This is a genomic window from Candidatus Limousia pullorum (assembly GCF_057405065.1).
Window position 1 is genome coordinate 1,828,078 of record NZ_CM171614.1, and the last position, 18,433, is coordinate 1,846,510.

Genomic DNA, 18,433 nt, shown 5'->3' on the forward strand with positions numbered 1-18,433 from the left:
AATAAATGAGCGGCGAAAAAGCGGCCGTTTATGTAAGGCTTTCCGAAGAGGACAGAGATAAGGAAAAGAATTTTCAGGAGAGCAGAAGTATAATAAATCAAAAATCACTGCTTTTTACATATGCAGAAGAAAACGGATTTCAGCTTGTGGGAGTGTACAGCGACGAGGATTACGCAGGCTCCGATAGAAACCGCCCTATGTTTAAAAAGCTTATAAAAGACGCCTCTTTGGGAAAGTTCAGTGTTGTGCTTTGTAAAAGCCAATCGAGATTTACAAGGGAAATGGAGCTTGTGGAAAAATACATCCACGGGCTCTTTCCCCTGTGGGGCGTGAGATTTATCGGCGTTGTGGACAGAGCGGATACCCTTGTGCCGGGAAATAAAAAAGCCAGACAGATTAACGGACTTGTCAACGAGTGGTATTTGGAGGATTTGTCCGAAAGCATAAAAAGCGTGTTAAACGATTTGAGAAGCAAGGGAAAGCATATAGGAGCTTTTGCACCTTACGGCTATAAAAAAGATAAGGATAATAAAGGCCATCTTGTGCCGGACGAGCCGGCGGCAAGGGTTGTGAGAAAGATTTTTTCTATGTATGTTGAGGGTACAAGTAAAATAAATATAGCCAGATATTTAAACGATAAAAATATTCCCACGCCTGCACTCTATAAAAGACAGCAAAACCTAAACTGGAAAAATTCAGAAGCCGAAAACGGTTTTTATTGGCGTTACTACACGGTGTCGTCAATTTTGGAAAATCAAGTTTACACAGGCGCAATGGTACAGGGAAAGAAAAAGAGTCTCAGCTATAAATCATCAAAAACCGTGAAAACAGACCCAAAGGACTGGTTTGTAGTGGAGAATACCCATGAGCCGCTTATAGATAAAGAAACATGGGAAAAAGCGGAGAATATGAGAAAATCAAATGCAAAGCCTGCATACAAAACAAAAAATATGGATGTTTTTTCAGGAATAGTTTACTGCGGCTTCTGCGGAAAAAAGCTTAAAAAGTCGTATCATTGCCGTAACGGTATAAAAAAGGTTTACTACCGCTGTCCTATGAGATTGTTAGGGGAAAAGTATTGTCACGGAACAAGCATACTGTCGGAAAAACTTAAAAAAACAGCGGTCAAGGAATTTATTGATATTTGTAATAGCCTTTTAGGAAAAGAATATACAGAACAGCTGACAATCTCAGATAAAAGCTTTGAGCTTGAGCAAAAGGAAACCCTTGAAAACAAACTTAAAAGTATAATTTTCAATGAAAAAAAGCTTAAAAATATTTTTGCAAAAGCCTATGTGGATAAATATACGTGTGTTATAAGTGATGAAGAGTATTCAGCAGTAACCGAAAAGCTGAAATCCGAAAAATCTGCTCTTGAAGAAGAAAAAAGCACCTTGAAAAGTCAGATAAAAACACTTGATGAAAATATTGAAAAACAAAAGGCTGAGGGAGGTCAAAACTCCTTTTTAAAAAAGCTTGAAACAGACAATGAATTTGCGGACGACATCTGCCGGGAATTTATAGAAAAAATTACCTTGTTTGGACATGAAGAAAATTCAAGAAAGGCGATAATAGAAATTATCTGGAATATTTAGGTGGTATTTTTAAAGTACCGCCAGAGCAGAAAGCGAGAACTACCTATGATAACATTCTGAGATTCTGCGACGACTATGATGTAAGGGACGCAATACGCTTTTTGAGAGAACGTGAGATTGTCCATTATCAACGTTTCGGAGAAAACCTGAGAATACTCACAGATAAGCTTGACGAGCGCAACTTCTATGCATTTAACCCGTCTTTCGATAAATGTCCGGTAAAGAAACCTAAATAAAAGAGGAAAAACTTGATGAAAAATCGTCCGTAAAATTCGGACGGTTTTTCTTTTTGTCCGACTTCCATGAATAAATATACGAATTTTGACAAATATATATTGCAATTTACCGAAAAATTTGTTATTATATATAAGCGTACATTTTTATTGTTGCAAGTTAGCATGTGTTTTGCCTCAAAATGGGGCGGAATGAGATTTGGGAGGTTGAACATATGAAAATATGTCCACGCTGTAAAAGACTTCACTCGGATACATATACAGAATGTACAGAGTGCGGAAAGCCTCTTAGAGGTATAGAAAGCGAAAACGAAGAAACATATCTTATTACGGCAGAGGGCTTTGAAAGAGAGCATATAAAAGCGTCTTTGGAGGATGTGGGAATTCCCTGTGTTCCGAGATTTAGAAATGATATGTATTCCTCTGATGAGGTGACGGGAAAGGGTACATCTCTTGCAGAGATAAATGTTCCGTTTTCGGCTTTTACCAAGGCTTACGACACATGCATTATGATAGGCGCTATTGACCCGGAAAAACCGCTTCCTTTCGATATGGACGAGGCGGAGAAAATGTGCCGGGAAATAGGGGAAAAGAATAAGGATAAGATTAAAGAGGAAATGAGTCCTTCAAAACGAACAACATATAAAGTTTTGGGCGCAGTCTTATTTTTGCTTTTAGTCGCAGTGGTTGTTTGGGGAACAGACTTCATCACCGCATGGATTAAGGGATTATTCGGAGGTTGAGTATTATGAAAATCGAAACAAAATGCATTCAGTCCGGCTGGCAGCCAAAAAACGGAGAACCGAGAGTACTGCCGATTTACCAGAGCACAACTTTTAAATATGAAACCAGCGAGCAAATGGGACGTTTGTTTGACCTTGAGGAAAGCGGATATTTTTACACAAGACTTCAAAACCCTACCAATGATACGGTTGCCGCAAAGATTTGCGACCTTGAGGGCGGTGTTGCCGCAATGCTCACATCTTCAGGACAGGCGGCAAACTTTTATGCTGTAATGAATATCGCCGAAGCAGGCGACCACATTATCTGTTCTGCAACAGTTTACGGCGGAACCTATAACCTCTATGCCCACACAATAAGAAAGATGGGAATAGAAGCAACTTTTGTTGACCCTGACTGCACAGAGGAAGAATTGAACGCTGCATTTAAACCAAACACAAAGTGCGTTGTAGGTGAAACCATTGCAAACCCTGCACTTGTTGTTTTGGATATAGAAAAATTTGCAAAGGCTGCACACGCTCATGGTGTTCCTCTTATTGTGGACAACACATTTGCAACACCAATAAATTGCAGACCTTTTGAGTGGGGCGCAGACATCGTAACCCATTCCACAACAAAATATATGGACGGCCACGCAACCTGCGTAGGCGGCGCTATTGTGGATTCAGGTAACTTTGACTGGGACGCTCATGCCGATAAATTCCCGGGACTTACAACTCCAGATGAAACATACCACGGCGTTGTATATACACAGAAATTCGGAAAGGGCGCATTTATCACAAAGGCTACAGCTCAGATGATGAGAGATTTGGGTTCAATCCAGTCTCCGATGAACGCTTTCCTTCTGAATTTGGGACTTGAAACACTTCACCTGAGAGTTCCAAGACATTGCAGCAATGCACTTGCAGTTGCAAAGTTCCTTGAGAACCACGAGAAGGTTGCATGGGTAAATTATCCTGACCTTGAAAGCAACAAGTACCATGAGCTTGCAAAGAAATATCTTCCTAACGGTTCCTGCGGCGTTGTAACCTTTGGTGTTAAGGGCGGCAGACAGGCGGCTTCCGAGATGATGGACAATTTGAAGCTTGGAGCTATCGTTACTCACGTTGCAGACGCAAGAACCTGCGTTCTTCATCCTGCAAGCCATACACACAGACAGATGAACGACCAGGAGCTTATCGAAGCAGGCGTACAGCCTGACCTTATCAGACTCAGCGTAGGTATTGAAAACGTTGATGATATTATCGAGGACTTGGCTCAGGCTCTTGAGAAGTGCTGATTTAAGATTTATATAAAAGATAAAACCAGAGGTAAGGGTTTATGAGTAAAATAATAATCATATATGGACATTACGGCTGCGGAAAGACAAACTTGTCCTTGAATTTGGCTATAGATTTGGCTTTAAAAGGCGAAAAGGTCACCATTGCAGATATGGACGTGGTAAACCCTTATTTTCGCAGCGGAGATTACAAAGATTTACTTGCAAAATACGGAATAGACATTGTTGCCAGCGACTTTTCCCATACAAATCTTGATTTGCCGTCAATTCCGGCTGCAATGTATTCCATATTTGTAAGAGAGGGAACAGTGATTATCGATGTGGGAGGAGATGACGCAGGAGCTTACGCTCTGGGACGTTTTTCCTCGAAGATTAAGGAAGCAGGCTACGAGGCTTATTATGTGGTCAACGGCAAGAGAACGCTTACAGCAACTCCGGAAGAGGCTGTGGAGATTTTAAGAGAAATCGAAAGCGCATCATCATTGCCGGCAACCGGGGTGATAAATAACACCCACCTTCAGAACTTTACCACATCTGAAATAATTAAAGAGGGATATGAGTTTGCAAAGAAAACGGCAGAGCTTCTGTCTTTGCCCCTTGTTGCCACCACTTATCCCAAAGAGTATGTTAATGAAAATAAATTAGAGGCGGTGGGCAGGCTTGTTCCTGTAGAGGTGCTTGTAAAGCCTCCCTTTTGACCTTTTTAAGGAGATGTGAACAATGGCAAGAATTATCATCAATCAAGATGGCTGCAAAGGCTGCGAGATGTGCGTAAACGCATGTCCCAGACATATAATCGCCCTTGATAAAGAGAAGATAAACGCAAAGGGTTACCACCCGGCAAAGCTTCTCGATGAAGAAAAGTGCACCGGCTGCTGCTCCTGTGCAATGATGTGCCCGGACTGCATGATAGTTGTGGAGAGATAAGGGAACATCACCACTATATTTTTGGATTAAGAAAGGAAATGAGTTGAATGTCCGAAAGATTTCTTATGAAGGGCAACGAAGCGCTGGCAGAAGCCGCAATACGTGCGGGCTGTAAGCACTTTTTCGGATACCCAATAACACCTCAGACAGAGCTTGCGGCTTATATGTCAAAAAGAATGCCCAAAATAGGAGGAACATACCTCCAGGCAGAGTCAGAACTTGCCGCAGCAAATATGGTTCTCGGCGCATCTGCCGCCGGTGTAAGAGCGATGACCTCTTCATCTTCACCGGGAATAAGCCTTAAAACAGAGGCTATTTCTTACATGGCAGGTTCAGATGTTCCTGCACTTATTATAAATGTTCAGAGAGGCGGCCCGGGTCTTGGCGGTATTCAGCCTTCACAGGCTGACTATTGGCAGGCAACAAAGGCAACCGGCCACGGCGATTTCCAGATTCTCGTTTTCGCCCCTGCAACAGTTCAGGAAATGGTTGACCTTGTAAGCGACGCCTTTGATATGGCTGATAAATACAGAATGCCTGCAATGATTTTGGCAGACGGTATGCTTGGACAGATGATGGAGCCTGTTGAGTTTAAGGACGAGGGAGAAAAGGTTCTTCCTGAAAGACCTTGGGCTGCAAGCGGTCATCAGAACAAGAGAAAACACAATGTAGTAAACTCACTTTATCTCACACCACAGGCACTTGAAAGCCTCGTTGTGGAGAGATTTGAAAGATATGAAAAGATTAAAGCCACAGAGCAGAGAGCTTCCGAGTATCTCACAGAGGACGCAGACATTATCCTTGTAGCTTTCGGCGCATCCGCCCGTGTTGCTCACAGTGCGGTAGATATGGCAAGAGCACAGGGTATAAAAGCAGGTCTTATCAGACCTATCACACTTTGGCCTTTCCCAACAGACTGCCTGAAGAAAGCCGCAAAGACAGCAAAGGGATTCTTGTCTGTAGAAATGAACATGGGACAGATGGTAGACGATGTAAAGCTCGCTATTGATTGTTCCCGTCCGGTAGAATTCTTTGGCAGAACAGGCGGAGTTATCCCAACGCCAAACGAAATTCTTGAGAAAATCATTAAATTCGGAGGTGAGCTGTAATGGCTGTTGTATTTGAAAGACCACACGCCCTTGCAGACGTTCCTATGCACTACTGCCCGGGCTGTACTCACGGTATAGTACATAGATTGGTTGCAGAGGTAATAGACGAACTGGGTGTAGAGGGTAATGCTGTAGGCGTTGCCTCCGTTGGCTGCTCAGTTATGAGCTATGACTATTTTAACTGCGACATGGTTCAGGCTCCTCACGGAAGAGCTCCGGCTGTTGCCACAGGTATCAAGAGAGCAAAGCCTGAAAACGTAGTATTCACATATCAGGGCGACGGCGACCTTGCCGCAATCGGAACTGCCGAAACAATCCACAGTGCAACAAGAGGAGAAAATATCACAGTTATCTTCATCAACAATGCAATCTACGGAATGACCGGCGGCCAGATGGCACCTACAACACTTCCTAACATGGTTACACAGACCACACCATACGGACGTGACGTAAACACAGCAGGTTATCCTATAAGAGTATGTGAGATGCTTTCAACACTTGACGGTGTAGCACTTGCACAGAGAGTTACTGTTGACTGTGTTAAAAACGTAATCAACGCCAAAAAGGCTATCAAAAAGGCTTTCCAGAATCAGATAGAGGGAAAAGGTTTCTCAATAGTAGAGGTTGTTTCAACCTGTCCTACAAACTGGGGTATGTCTCCATTTGAGGCAATTCAGTGGCTCAGAGATAATATGCTTCCTTACTATCCTTTGGGAGTTTATAAAGACGAAACAAAGGGGGACAGACTGAAATGAGCAGAGATTTCAACATGGTCCTTGCCGGCTTCGGAGGACAGGGAATTTTGTTTGCCGGAAAGGTAATCGCTTACGGCGGACTTAACGACGGAAAAGAGATTTCATGGCTTCCTTCCTACGGTCCTGAAATGAGAGGCGGCACAGCAAACTGCAGCGTATGTATTTCAGACAAAACAATTGGTTCACCCCTTGTTTTAACTCCTGATGTTTTGATTGCCTTGAACCTCCCTTCCTTTGAAAAGTTTATTGACACAGTAAAGCCGGGCGGAACAGTAATCGTCGACAGCTTCCTTATCAATAAAAAGGTAGAGCGTGAAGATGTAAACGTATTCTATGTTCCGGCAACAAAGCTTGCTGAGGAAAACGGAATTAAAGGTCTTGCAAACATTATCCTTGTAGGTAAGCTCTTTAAAGAAACAGGCTTCTGCACAGAAGAGGCTCTTTATAAAGCTATCGAAAAGTGCGTTCCTGCAAGAAAAGCAAATATGCTTGAGTTTAATAAAAAAGCTATAGAAATAGGAATGAATTCCTGATTATAAAAATAACCGCTTTGACAGTTTTTTCTGCCAAAGCGGTTTTCTTATGGGACTATAATCTCAAGGTTTGGGATTATTTCTGCTTCTTCATAACGAAGCTCTGACAGTCAACGCACTGGCACTGTGTAGGATTAGCCTCGTGTGTGCCGATTGTAACGCAGTTGAGTGTGCAGTAATTCTCTGATGGGTTGTGGTTTTCGCAGTTTGATACTGTGCATTTAATGCACTGGTTTGAGTGACAATTACAATTGTTGTTCATTTTTTTCACCTCTGAAATATTTAGCGGAAATCTATATCAATTTTCAAAGGTCAAAATCGCTTTCATTACCGCCGTTGTGAAAGGCGCTTTTGACTTTTGCGGACGCTTTGTCCGAATATATTATTGCACCTTTACAGATTTTTATTATAAAAAATTAAATGAAAATTTTAACATTATTTTGTTCTGCTGTATAAAATATGTAGAGGTGAATTTTATGGTATACATGTTTTTATACATCATAATAGGCGTGTTTGCGGTTGTGGGAATTGTAAATCTCATAACCGAACTGGTGCACTGGATTTTTGATTATAAAAAGGAAACAAAAACATTTCTTATGACTCCGGTTAAAGGCAAAAGACCGGATGCGGAATTTATGCTTAGAAGCCTTGCGTCAAAGGTTAAGTGGATGGGAAAATTCAGACCCACAAGGGTTATCTGCCTTGACTGCGGAGTGGATGAGGAAACAAAAAACATATGCCTTGCAGTGTGCAGGGAATATCCCTTTATGGAGTACATGACAAAAGAAGAATTTGAAGAAATATTGTAATTTTTAAAGAATTGAGCCTTCCAGTTCAGGAAGGCTCAATTCTTAATTTTTTTGTGAAAATCTGTTCAAAAGCTTCTGAAAGTGATATAATAAATTTTAATGACTGTTAAAACAAATAAGTCTTATGGGAGCAGATTGTTATGAGAAAATTTTTAGCTATACTGGTTTGCAAACTTTCCAGATTTGCAGGCAAGCTGTTGGGAAAAGGCAGCAGTATGCCGGGAAAGCTTGCTCTTAAAGTTTGTCCGAATATATTGGGAAAAATATCCCTGCCTAAATACATAATTGCAGTTACAGGAAGCAACGGAAAAACCTCAACTGTTGAGATGATTGCCCATGTAATGGAGGATGCGGGACTGAACATCGCCTACAACAAAGAGGGTTCTAACCAGATTGAGGGCGTAACAACCTTTATTTTGAACAACTGTACAATGGGCGGAAAATTCAAAAAGGATTATATTCTTATTGAGTCGGACGAGAGATATGCAAAATACACCTTTAAGCATTTTTCACCAACACATTATGTTATAGTAAACCTTTACAGGGACCAGCTTACAAGAAACGGACACCCTCTTTGGGTTTATGACGCTATAAAGGAAAGTATTCCGGAAAGCACAAAGCTTATCCTTAATGCCGATGACCCTCTTATAAGCACATTCGGAGAGGGAAGAAAAAATGTTGTATGGTATGGAATGGACAACCTTTCCACCGATACAAACGAGAGCACAGGGGTTTACGACGACGGAAAATACTGTCCTGTCTGCGGCGGAAAGCTCAGCTACGATTACAGACATTTTAATCATATAGGAAGCTTTAGCTGTGAGAAATGCGGATTTAAAAAGCATAACACAAACTACACAGTTACAGCCGCTGACCTTGAAGAAGGCGTTGTGGAGATAGACGGCAGCACAGAGATTGGTTTGGCATTTACCGGAATTTACAATGTTTATAATATTTTGGCGGCTTATGCGGCTTGCTGTACAGTTGGAATTGATAAAAATCAAATAAGTACAAGCCTTAATAATTTTGTCCTGAAAAACGGCAGAATAGTCAGATTTAAGCTGGGTGACAGAACAGGAGTTTTGCTGGCTTCAAAGCACGAAAACTCTATAAGCTACGAACAGTCCTTAACCTATGCCGCCACAAGAAAAACTCCCGGGGATGTTGTGGTGATTGTGGACAGAATAAGCCGTAAATATTATACAGGCGACACAAGCTGGCTTTGGGATATAAATTTTGATATTTTAAATTCCGACAGTGTAAATAAAATCTATCTTATGGGACTTTATTGCAGTGACTTGGAGCTTCGTTTTTCATATACAAATATACCGAAAGATAAAATCAAGGTGTTCAGCGACATTCACGCAGGTATCGAGGAACTGAGAAACGGCGGAAAAGAAGAAATCTATGTTGTTACATGTTTCTCTGACAAGGAAAAATTCCTTTCAGAAACTACTATGTTGCAGTAAGGGGGTATCAGAAATGGCAAAAGAAAAAATCAGAATTTTGCATCTCTACTATGGTATAATGAATCTGTATGGAGAATACGCAAACCTCCTTTCCCTGAAAAGATTTACAGAGGAAAAAACAGGTATAGAATGTGAGATAATATCATCGGAAAATTTGTCTGAGGCTATGCCCCTGGACTATGATATGATATATGTGGGAGCAGGAACCGAAAAGGCTCAAAAAAGAGCTTTGGCGGATATAGTTCCCAATGCTCAGGAGCTTAAAAAAGCGGCAGACAGAGGAACAGTTATTTTGTTTACCGGAAACGCCTTTGAGATGCTGGGCAAAAAGATAAAAAGCGCAAAAGGTGAAGAATACCAGTGTCTTGGTTTCTTCGACTTTGAAACAGAGGAAACCGCCAGAAGAATTACAGGTGACGCAGTCTGTGAAAATGTATTTTCCGAGAAGCTTACATTTTGCAAAGAGCTTAAAGACCTGCTTGCAGATAATCTCACAATCGGTTTTGTAAATAAATGTACAAATATTAAATGGGAAGAAAATCATCAGCAGTCATTTAAAATGCTTTTAGGTGTTGGAGATGACAACACAAAGTCCTTTGACGGTGTTTTTGAGGGCAATATTTTCGGAACTCATTTGATAGGCCCTCTTATGATAAAAAATCCCCATATGCTTAAATTCTTTGCGTGGAAAATTTTGAAAAACAGGGAGGAAGAGCTTTTGGCTCAAAAGGTGCTGACAGCGGATACACCCCTTGAAAGCAAGGCCTATCTCATAAGCGTAAACGAGCTTAAAAACAGAATTTCTCAGGAGAATAACTGATATTAAAATAAAAAAGAGTGATATATTTGACAGAAGATATGTTTAGCCGTCCAAATGGTGAACAAAAGGGCGGTTCTTCAATGTATCAGGTTGAAGGTGAAGTAGAAACAATTATATATAGAAACGAGGACAACGGGTACACGGTAATAGAACTCAGCGGCGATGAAAATTTAACTGCTGTTGGAATAATGCCCATGATAAGCGTTGGCGAAGAGGTAAGACTGACAGGTGTTTTTAAAAATCATCCGTCCTATGGCAGACAGCTTTCTGTGTCCGTCTGTGAAAGAAGTATGCCATCAACAACAGCGGGAATTTTGAAATACCTTTCCTCGGGAGCTATAAAGGGAATAGGCCCGGCAAAGGCGGCGGTTATTGTAAGAGAGTTCGGAGAAAATACCCTTGAAATCCTTGAAAACGAACCTGAAAGGGTTGCAAAAATAAAGGGAATAACTCTGAAAGCCGCAAATGAAATAAGTGACAGAATAAAAGCCGCTTTCGGAATGAGAGAGCTTATAATTTATCTTGGAAAATTCGGGATTAACGGCGAAACGGCTGTTCTTGTGTGGAAAAAGCTGGGAAACAGAGCCATAACTGAGATAGAGGAGAACCCCTATATACTCTGTTCAGAGGGCATATATGTGCCTTTTGAAGTGGCGGACAGAATTGCTGTTGATAAAAAATTTCCATCAGACAGCAGATACAGGGTTGCGGCTTCTATAGTGTATGTGCTGAACCACAACAGAAGAAACGGACATACCTGCCTGCCGGAAGAAAAGCTTGCGGCAACAGCGGCGTCCTTTATTTCCGTGGAAAAGGAAACCGCCCAGTCCGCTTTGGATGACATGGTTCAGCAGGGTGAAATCATAAGAACAATTATAAACGACGAAGCGTTTATCTATACCCCGTCCCTTTTCCAGAGTGAAACCTACATAGCCGCCAGAATAAACATGATAATGAGTTTTCCGATACCGCCGGCTCAGGATTTGGAAAGCAAAATAAAAGAGGTGGAAGAGTCTCAGGGTTTTGAATATGCAGAACTGCAAAAGACAGCCATAAGAACTGCCTTGCAGGCAGGTATGCTGATACTGACAGGAGGCCCGGGAACAGGAAAAACCACCACCTTAAACGGCATAATTAAGATTTTAAAATCAATGGGTGAAAAGGTTTCATTAACTGCACCAACAGGGCGAGCCGCCAGAAGAATGACAGAGCTTACCGGATGTGAAGCGAAAACCATACACCGCCTTTTGGAAGTTGCATGGAACGACGAGGACAGGCCTGTGTTCAAGAGAAACGAGCGCAACATGCTGAGCTGTGATACCCTTATAGTGGACGAGGTTTCAATGGTGGACGCAGTGCTTTTTGAAAGTGTAATGAGAGCCTTGCCAATGGGTTGCAGACTTATTCTTGTGGGAGATACCGACCAGCTTCCCTCGGTGGGAGCGGGAAATATTCTTTCCGACCTGATAGAAAGCAAAGCTGTTCCCGTGGTTGCACTGACGGAAATATTCAGACAGTCTATGCAGAGCCTTATAGTTACCAACGCCCATAAGATTGTAAAGGGCGAAATGCCGGAGATTTCTGTTAAGGACAACGACTTTTTCTTTATGCCCTGTGAAAACAAATATAGGCTGAGGGAAACCGTAAGCGCATTGTGTGTTCAAAGACTTCCGTCAACCTACGGATTTTCACCCTTTGATGATATTCAGGTTCTTTGTCCCGGAAGAAGGGGAGAGCTTGGAATACTTGAGCTTAACAAGGTTTTGCAGGCATCTTTAAATCCTCCCTCAAAGGAAAAAACAGAGATTGAACTGGACGGAAGAATATTCCGTGTGGGAGATAAGGTTATGCAGACAAAAAACAACTACAATCTTTTGTGGGTAAAAGAAAACGGTGAAACAGGAGAGGGAATCTTTAACGGAGATGTTGGAAGGCTTGAAGAAATTCACAGACAGTCAGGTTCCTTTAAAATACGTTTTGACGATAAAACAGCGGTGTATGACAGGGAAGCCATAGTGGATTTGGAACATGCCTATGCAATGACTGTTCATAAAAGTCAGGGTAACGAGTTTGAGGCGGTAATAATCCCGCTTTACAGAACCGCCCAGAAGCTAAAGTACAGAAATTTGCTTTACACAGCGGTTACAAGAGCAAAAAAGATTTTAATCTTAATAGGAAATGCTTCTGAGCTAAAAGAAATGGTGCAGAATAACAAAAAGACCAGAAGATATTCGGGCCTTTCCTATTTCTTAAAGGAAATGAAAGCTTCCATGGAATGAAGCGATAACTGAATTTTATCTGAAAATTATTGTTTAGAACAAAAATATTACTCATTAAGGTTGACAATATAAGACAAATGTGTTATCAATTATATGTTAGCATGTATAAGTAGACTTTTTCTTTTGATTATTCCACAGCTTATATAAAGGTTTTCCAAAAACTGTAATAAGTTGGGTTTTTAGAACAGATTGAAAAGTAGTTATATTGTGCGAGAACAGTACGAGGTGATAAAAATGAATTGTCCAAAGTGCGGAAAAATTCTCGAGCCCGGTGCGGTGATTTGCCCTAACTGCGGAGAAACGGTGGTTGAAAATATCGCCGAGGATAACGGAAGCAGTTTAAAGCGAAGCGTAGTTTCCGAGGATGTTTTGAGAAATTTTTCTGATCCGGAGCACGTCAGCGACGAGGATAATCATGTTTCTGATTATTTCTCAGATACAAATTCGTCGGATGATGAAAACCAGTATTTTAATCCGGATGATTATAAAAATGACGATGATTATCAGAGCTCTTTTTCAGCTTTTGATGATGATATGGAAGACGACGATCAATCAGATGAATCCGAGGACAGTGATGAAAGAGATGATCTCTACGAGGATGAGTATTCTCCAAGAGCTGTTGAGGATTACGATGTATTCAGCGACGACGATGATGACGACGATGAAGATGATGACGACGAAGACGATGAGGATTACGACTCAGCAGTAATTGTTGATAATAATTATCAGGACAATGACTCGGGTGCAAAGAGAACAAGAATTGTGCTTATTGCAGTGTTAATCCTTGCAATGCTTGTTGTTGTCTGCGGTGTTGTTTATCTTGTTTTCGGTGAAAAGCTTATGGCAGGACTTTCCACAGATGAAAGCAGTACTCCGGCTACATTTGAAACAGGAGAGAGCCAGAGCAGCGAAGCATTTATGTTCAGTGTTCCGGATCTCAAGGGAATGAAATACAGTGATGCTGTTACAAGGGCAAGAGAATACGGTCTTGAAACAAAGATTGTATATAAAAAAAGCGAAACTGTTGAAAAGGGTCTTGTAATAGGACAATCTCCGTCAGCAGGAACAACAGGCAAGGTTGGCGATACAATAACAATTACAGTTTCTTTGGGTAAGGACGGCGAAGCTACAAGCGATACAACTGAAGCTACAACAGAGTCAACCCAGAACACAACTGAGAATACAACAAGTACACCGACAACAGAGCCTACAGAAGCTCCTACACAGAGACCGACTGAGCCTCCAACGGAAAAGCCAACAGAGCCTCCGACAGAACCGCCTACAGAAAAGCCGACAGATCCGCCGTCTCCGGGAAATAACTACTACATACTTCCTGATTCTGCAACAAGACTGCTTACAACAAGTGATCTCTCCGGTTTGAGCATGGCTGAGCTTGAACTTGCAAGAAATGAAATCTATGCAAGACACGGAAGACTCTTTGACACAGATTATATTCAGGAATACTTCAATAGTCAGCAGTGGTACAGCGGAACCATAGCTCCGGATGACTTTGATTACGGAGTACTCAGCGATATTGAACTTGCGAATGTTTGGTTTATTTATGACTATGAACATTCAGCTTGATATTATATAACATATTTTGAAAAATTTAACCGGCTTGATTTATTTAAGCACATGATTATAATTATCTTGCGTTGCGTAAATCGAGCCGGCATTATTTTTACCAAAAATCAATTCGTATTTTTATTAAAAAGTCCGAATTTTGGTTTTAAAACAAAAAACATACTATTATGTAATGATTTTTATAGATAGTGCCAAAAATTTTTCTTAAAAACTATTTGAATATAATGAAAAATATTATATAATATACATAAGGTGTTTGTGCCAAAATTTAAGAAAGGGAGTATACAGAGATGAAGAAAAAATTACTGAGTGTAGTTTTATCAGTTATGTTGGTTTTGTCGGCAGCGAGTATGGGCATTTCCGCATTGGCTGAAGAGCTTGCGGCACAGCCTGCTAATAACAATGTTTCAGCCAAAGCTTCCGGTGAACAGGAAGTTGAAACAGTTGAAATGGACACTTTAAAGTATATGACTTTAAATCCACAGGGTCTTGTTTCAAATATGGCTGATGGTTTTGTTGCTGTTACAGAGCAGGGAAACAGCGGAGGCGTTCATTTGAGAACGGCTAAAATCGGAGCTTCAATTACTATTGATTTTAACGGTTCCGGTTTTGAATTTTACGGCAAAAAGGGAAGCGGAGCAGGCGACCTTGAAATTTCTGTTGACGGCGGAGAAGCAGAGGTTGTAAGCGAGTATGTTTCCGGAAATCCGGAATTTGAAGCTTTGCTTTACAAGGTTGATTTAGGTGATACAAACGAGGACCACAAAATTGTAATCACAACAAAGCAGGGCACAGTTGCAAATCCTAATTTCAACTTTGACTACTTCAAGGTTATCAGAGAAAAAGAAGAGCCTCCTGTAGTTATTGAAAAGGTTACTGAAAAAGTTGAGATGGAGGATACTTCCAATAAATATATGGTTTTAAATCCATCTGAGCTTGTAGGAAGCGAAGCTGAAATGACAAAGGGCTTTGTTGTTGCAAACGACCCGGGTAACAGCGGCGGCAAGTATCTTAGAACATCAAAAATAGGCGCTACAGTTACAATAACCTTTGAGGGCTGCGGTTTTGAGTTCTATACTAAACTTGGAAACGGCGCAGGTACACTGGGTGTTACTGTGGACGGAGAACCTGTTGAGGATATCTCAGAATATATCGACAGCTCAACTCCTCAGTTCCAGCAGAAGCTCTTGTCACTTGATTTCGGCGACGAGAACAAGGAACACACAATTGTGTTTACAACAAAAGAAACAAGCAAAAATAATTTTAACTTCGACTATTTCAATATTATAAGAGCCGAAGTTGTTCCGGGAGTTATTGTTTCACCTGGAGATACGACCTACTATCTTGATTCATCTGCACAGGACGGCGGCGACGGTAAGACAGAGGCTACAGCTTTTGAAAGCCTTGAGGATATAAATAATATCCAGTTTGCACCTGGTGATAAGATTCTCATCAAGAGAGGTTCAACATTTATCGGTCAGCTCTATCCAAAGGGCAGCGGTTCAGCAGAAAAACCAATTATTATTGACGTTTACGGTGAAGGCAACAAGCCTTTGATTGACGGCAATGGTTTGTATTCAGCAGTACCGTCTTACGGAGCAAACGGCCCGTTCGGCGAGAGCTGTTCAGCGGTTTACCTCTATAATCAGGAATACTGGGAGATAAATAACCTTGCAGTTAAAAACCACACATCAGCCGGCGACCATACATATGAGCTTAGCGGCATAAGAGTAGAAGCTTCCGGCGGCGGTGTTTACAATCATATTTATATTAAGAACTGTGAAATTTCCGATGTAAACGGAAGATCACAGCAGGATGATATCTGGACAGTAAGACCTCAGGGCGGCGGTACAGATTTCTACGGAGCAAGAACAACACACAGAACCGGTGGTATCAACATTATAAGCTACACCAACAGAGAGAATAACGCTTCTGATAAAACCAATCCGGGAACAATTCTTGACGAAGAGCCTACAATATTCAACGATATTTTGATTGACGGAAACGTAATTACAAATTGTGACGCAAACGGTATCACTACTACAAACGTAAAGGGAGAGCTTGACGACGAATCATACAGACATACAAATGTTGTTATCAGCAACAATGAAATTTCTGATGTATCACGTTCAGGTATTATAACTCTTTATACCAGCGGTGTTCTTGTTGAACACAATACTATCAGCAAATTCCAGCAGTATCCTGACGGCTGGGGCTGTGGTGCATGGTGCGACAGAGCAAATAACATGGTTTATCAGTACAACGAAGTTAAAAACGGTGTTGACGCATACGACGGCATGGCATTTAACTTTGACGATATGACACATGACGGTGTTATTCAGTACAACTATATCCATAATAATGCAGGCGGAAGCGTAATGCTTCATGTCAGAACAAATTCCTATAACAGAAATAATACAGTTAGATACAACGTGTGTGTAAATGACTGCCGTGACTATAATGTAAACGAAGCATTTATAGTTTGCACAGGTGAGGACTCTGTAACTCAGCTTGAAAACGCTCAGGTTTACAACAACACCTTTATAAGCTCAAAGGTATTGTATCCGGTAAGCCGTGGTAAGGAGATTGCATTCACAAATAATATTTTCTGCCTTACAAATCCTGAAATGGCAAATAAAGACGGCGCATACAATGCAATAGGCGAACTCACAACATTTAAAAACAACATTTTTGCAGGATATCATCCGGCAAGCGAGCCTAAGAATACAGGAAATAACTCCGGAAATATCTATCTTGGTATAGAAGATGTTTCAAAGCTTTTTGTAAATGCTGACAAGCTTACATCAGTTCAGGGAACAGAAGCAGCCGACACATTTGATGTTGCAAACCTTGCAAAGCTTCTTCCTAATTCACCTGCAATAGACGCAGGCCTTGAAATCGACGGAAGACCTGAAAAAGACTTTGCAGGAAATAATGTAAGTGGTACAGCGGATATAGGTGCTTTCGAGTATGTATCAACTGTAGATAAAACAGCAGTCAATGAGATTTATCAAACATTAAAGGTATTAAATCCTGACTATTACACAGAAGAAACCTATGCAGCAGTGGCTGAAGCTATTTCTGAACTTGAAGCCGCTCTTATGAACGACAGCCTCACAGAGGAAGATGCAAAGGCTCTTGTAGAGAAAGCCGAAAACGCTTACAATGCATTGAAAGAAAAGGCAGGAGATACAGAAGCTCTGAAAGCAAAGATTGTAGAAGCCGCTTCTTACAGTGAAGATAACTTCAAGCCTGATACTTTCGCAGCTCTTGCAGAAGCTGTAGACAATGCACAGAAAGCTTTGGACGGTTCAGAAGCACTTACAGCAAAGCAGGTTGACGAGCTTTCAACAGCCATCGATACAGCAATAGCAGGACTTATCAAGGTTGGTACACCTTCAATAATTCAGCAGGATACAATGACAGCCTCATCTCCTCGTTCACATGCTGGAAATGAAGCTAAATATGCCATAGACGGAAATACAAGCTCAATTTGGCATACAATCTGGTCAAGCTCAGAGGGTCAGATGCCTGTAATTTCCGAAAACGGAAGAGATAACTATATTACACTTGATTTGGGAGAAAATAAGTCCGTAACAAGGCTTACATATCTGCCAAGACAGGATTCTTCCAAGAACGGTGATATTACAGGATATAAGATTATGTACAGCACAACTGCTGACGGTGACGATTTCGTAGAAATTGCCAGCGGAACATGGGAAAACAACAAGACATTGAAGGTTGTTGATTTTGACCTTGTAAATGCAAGAAGAATAAGACTTGTTGCCACAAGCACATTGGGCGACTCAGCAAATACATTTATAAGCGCAGCAGAAATCAATCTTTACTGCACAGATTACAGCGCACTTCAGGAAAAAACTTCCGAAGCTCAGAAGCTTTATGATGACGGCACAGGTATCTATACACAGGAGTCTTTGCAGGCTTTGAAAACAGCTATTGACAAAGCAAACGAAGTCCTCGGCAATGCAGATGCAACACAGGAGGAAATCGACGCAGCTGAAATCGCAGTTGTAAAAGCTGTTAAGGAACTTGAAAAGATTGAGGATACACACATTACCGGTGATGTAAATGGTGACGGTAAGGTAGGAGTTGAAGATGTAACACTTATTCAGGAGTATTTGGTATTGATTAGAGATGATATCAATTTTGAATATGCTGACCTTAACAACGACTCAAAGATAACTGTTATTGATGCTACAATAGTTCAGCTCATAATTTCCGGCGATTACAATGGTCAATAAAGAAGATATGATGTGAATTTCCGGAAATAAATTGACAA

General features: G+C 41.1%; 15 protein-coding genes and 1 pseudogene. 15 read left to right on the forward strand and 1 reads right to left on the reverse strand.

Going from position 1 to position 18,433, the window contains the following annotated elements; translation table 11 throughout:
- The first annotated feature begins 5 nt into the window (after window positions 1-5).
- The 9 genes and pseudogenes from CGICJO_RS08365 (at window position 6) to CGICJO_RS08405 (ending at window position 7,172) form a co-directional block, all read left to right on the forward strand.
- Window positions 6-1,595, forward strand: a complete 1,590-nt coding sequence (locus tag CGICJO_RS08365) for a recombinase family protein (protein WP_486498543.1) — start codon at window positions 6-8, stop codon at window positions 1,593-1,595.
- A gap of 23 nt (window positions 1,596-1,618) precedes the next feature.
- Window positions 1,619-1,831: pseudogene (locus tag CGICJO_RS08370) on the forward strand (manganese catalase family protein); the annotation flags it as partial.
- A gap of 212 nt (window positions 1,832-2,043) precedes the next feature.
- Window positions 2,044-2,571, forward strand: a complete 528-nt coding sequence (locus tag CGICJO_RS08375) for a hypothetical protein (protein ID WP_486498544.1) — start codon at window positions 2,044-2,046, stop codon at window positions 2,569-2,571.
- 5 nt (window positions 2,572-2,576) lie between these two features.
- A complete protein-coding gene (locus tag CGICJO_RS08380; RefSeq protein WP_442856054.1) occupies window positions 2,577-3,848 on the forward strand; it encodes an O-acetylhomoserine aminocarboxypropyltransferase/cysteine synthase family protein in 1,272 nt (423 codons plus the stop codon).
- Between the two features lie 41 nt (window positions 3,849-3,889).
- Window positions 3,890-4,546: a nucleotide-binding protein gene (locus CGICJO_RS08385; RefSeq protein WP_486498545.1), complete on the forward strand. Its 657-nt coding sequence runs from the start codon at window positions 3,890-3,892 to the stop codon at window positions 4,544-4,546.
- 22 nt (window positions 4,547-4,568) lie between these two features.
- Window positions 4,569-4,775, forward strand: a complete 207-nt coding sequence (locus CGICJO_RS08390; RefSeq protein ID WP_087376303.1) for a 4Fe-4S binding protein — start codon at window positions 4,569-4,571, stop codon at window positions 4,773-4,775.
- A 47-nt stretch (window positions 4,776-4,822) separates the two neighbouring features.
- Window positions 4,823-5,884, forward strand: a complete 1,062-nt coding sequence (locus CGICJO_RS08395) for a 3-methyl-2-oxobutanoate dehydrogenase subunit VorB (RefSeq protein ID WP_087376304.1) — start codon at window positions 4,823-4,825, stop codon at window positions 5,882-5,884.
- The gene (locus tag CGICJO_RS08400) at window positions 5,884-6,639 is read left to right on the forward strand and encodes a thiamine pyrophosphate-dependent enzyme (RefSeq protein ID WP_486498546.1); all 756 of its coding nucleotides are present in this window, start codon (window positions 5,884-5,886) and stop codon (window positions 6,637-6,639) included. The genes CGICJO_RS08395 and CGICJO_RS08400 overlap by 1 nt, the downstream gene beginning before the upstream one ends.
- The gene (locus CGICJO_RS08405; protein WP_486498547.1) at window positions 6,636-7,172 is read left to right on the forward strand and encodes a 2-oxoacid:ferredoxin oxidoreductase subunit gamma family protein; all 537 of its coding nucleotides are present in this window, start codon (window positions 6,636-6,638) and stop codon (window positions 7,170-7,172) included. Before CGICJO_RS08400 ends, CGICJO_RS08405 begins: the two co-directional genes overlap by 4 nt.
- 76 nt (window positions 7,173-7,248) lie before the next feature.
- Here the strand turns inward: CGICJO_RS08405 and CGICJO_RS08410 are convergent, their stop codons facing one another.
- Window positions 7,249-7,434, reverse strand: a complete 186-nt coding sequence (locus tag CGICJO_RS08410) for a DUF1540 domain-containing protein (RefSeq protein ID WP_087376307.1) — start codon at window positions 7,432-7,434, stop codon at window positions 7,249-7,251.
- A 214-nt stretch (window positions 7,435-7,648) separates the two neighbouring features.
- Between CGICJO_RS08410 and CGICJO_RS08415 the strand changes: the two genes are divergently transcribed.
- The 6 genes from CGICJO_RS08415 (at window position 7,649) to CGICJO_RS08440 (ending at window position 18,395) form a co-directional block, all read left to right on the forward strand.
- The gene (locus CGICJO_RS08415) at window positions 7,649-7,981 is read left to right on the forward strand and encodes a hypothetical protein (protein WP_143256349.1); all 333 of its coding nucleotides are present in this window, start codon (window positions 7,649-7,651) and stop codon (window positions 7,979-7,981) included.
- A gap of 140 nt (window positions 7,982-8,121) precedes the next feature.
- Window positions 8,122-9,450, forward strand: coding sequence for a MurT ligase domain-containing protein (locus tag CGICJO_RS08420; RefSeq protein WP_486498548.1), 1,329 nt, complete (start codon window positions 8,122-8,124; stop codon window positions 9,448-9,450).
- Between the two features lie 13 nt (window positions 9,451-9,463).
- Complete coding sequence (locus CGICJO_RS08425; RefSeq protein ID WP_486498549.1) at window positions 9,464-10,270, forward strand: hypothetical protein; 807 nt, start codon at window positions 9,464-9,466, stop codon at window positions 10,268-10,270.
- Between the two features lie 26 nt (window positions 10,271-10,296).
- Complete coding sequence (gene recD2, locus CGICJO_RS08430; protein ID WP_486498550.1) at window positions 10,297-12,549, forward strand: SF1B family DNA helicase RecD2; 2,253 nt, start codon at window positions 10,297-10,299, stop codon at window positions 12,547-12,549.
- A gap of 234 nt (window positions 12,550-12,783) precedes the next feature.
- Window positions 12,784-14,133, forward strand: a complete 1,350-nt coding sequence (locus CGICJO_RS08435; RefSeq protein ID WP_486498551.1) for a YARHG domain-containing protein — start codon at window positions 12,784-12,786, stop codon at window positions 14,131-14,133.
- Window positions 14,134-14,423: 290 nt separating this feature from the next.
- The gene (locus CGICJO_RS08440; protein ID WP_486498552.1) at window positions 14,424-18,395 is read left to right on the forward strand and encodes a discoidin domain-containing protein; all 3,972 of its coding nucleotides are present in this window, start codon (window positions 14,424-14,426) and stop codon (window positions 18,393-18,395) included.
- Window positions 18,396-18,433 lie beyond the last annotated feature (38 nt).

What these genes read in the sequence shown, in the direction of transcription:
- CGICJO_RS08400 (WP_486498546.1), top strand. Translation starts at nt 5,884, where the DNA reads ATGGCTGTTGTATTTGAAAGACCACACGCCCTTGCAGACGTTCCTATG.
- CGICJO_RS08390 (WP_087376303.1), top strand. Translation starts at nt 4,569, where the DNA reads ATGGCAAGAATTATCATCAATCAAGATGGCTGCAAAGGCTGCGAGATG.
- CGICJO_RS08410 (WP_087376307.1), bottom strand. Translation starts at nt 7,434, where the DNA reads ATGAACAACAATTGTAATTGTCACTCAAACCAGTGCATTAAATGCACA.
- CGICJO_RS08385 (WP_486498545.1), top strand. Translation starts at nt 3,890, where the DNA reads ATGAGTAAAATAATAATCATATATGGACATTACGGCTGCGGAAAGACA.
- CGICJO_RS08405 (WP_486498547.1), top strand. Translation starts at nt 6,636, where the DNA reads ATGAGCAGAGATTTCAACATGGTCCTTGCCGGCTTCGGAGGACAGGGA.
- CGICJO_RS08365 (WP_486498543.1), top strand. Translation starts at nt 6, where the DNA reads ATGAGCGGCGAAAAAGCGGCCGTTTATGTAAGGCTTTCCGAAGAGGAC.
- CGICJO_RS08375 (WP_486498544.1), top strand. Translation starts at nt 2,044, where the DNA reads ATGAAAATATGTCCACGCTGTAAAAGACTTCACTCGGATACATATACA.
- CGICJO_RS08435 (WP_486498551.1), top strand. Translation starts at nt 12,784, where the DNA reads ATGAATTGTCCAAAGTGCGGAAAAATTCTCGAGCCCGGTGCGGTGATT.
- CGICJO_RS08440 (WP_486498552.1), top strand. Translation starts at nt 14,424, where the DNA reads ATGAAGAAAAAATTACTGAGTGTAGTTTTATCAGTTATGTTGGTTTTG.
- CGICJO_RS08420 (WP_486498548.1), top strand. Translation starts at nt 8,122, where the DNA reads ATGAGAAAATTTTTAGCTATACTGGTTTGCAAACTTTCCAGATTTGCA.
- CGICJO_RS08380 (WP_442856054.1), top strand. Translation starts at nt 2,577, where the DNA reads ATGAAAATCGAAACAAAATGCATTCAGTCCGGCTGGCAGCCAAAAAAC.
- CGICJO_RS08415 (WP_143256349.1), top strand. Translation starts at nt 7,649, where the DNA reads ATGGTATACATGTTTTTATACATCATAATAGGCGTGTTTGCGGTTGTG.
- CGICJO_RS08425 (WP_486498549.1), top strand. Translation starts at nt 9,464, where the DNA reads ATGGCAAAAGAAAAAATCAGAATTTTGCATCTCTACTATGGTATAATG.
- CGICJO_RS08395 (WP_087376304.1), top strand. Translation starts at nt 4,823, where the DNA reads ATGTCCGAAAGATTTCTTATGAAGGGCAACGAAGCGCTGGCAGAAGCC.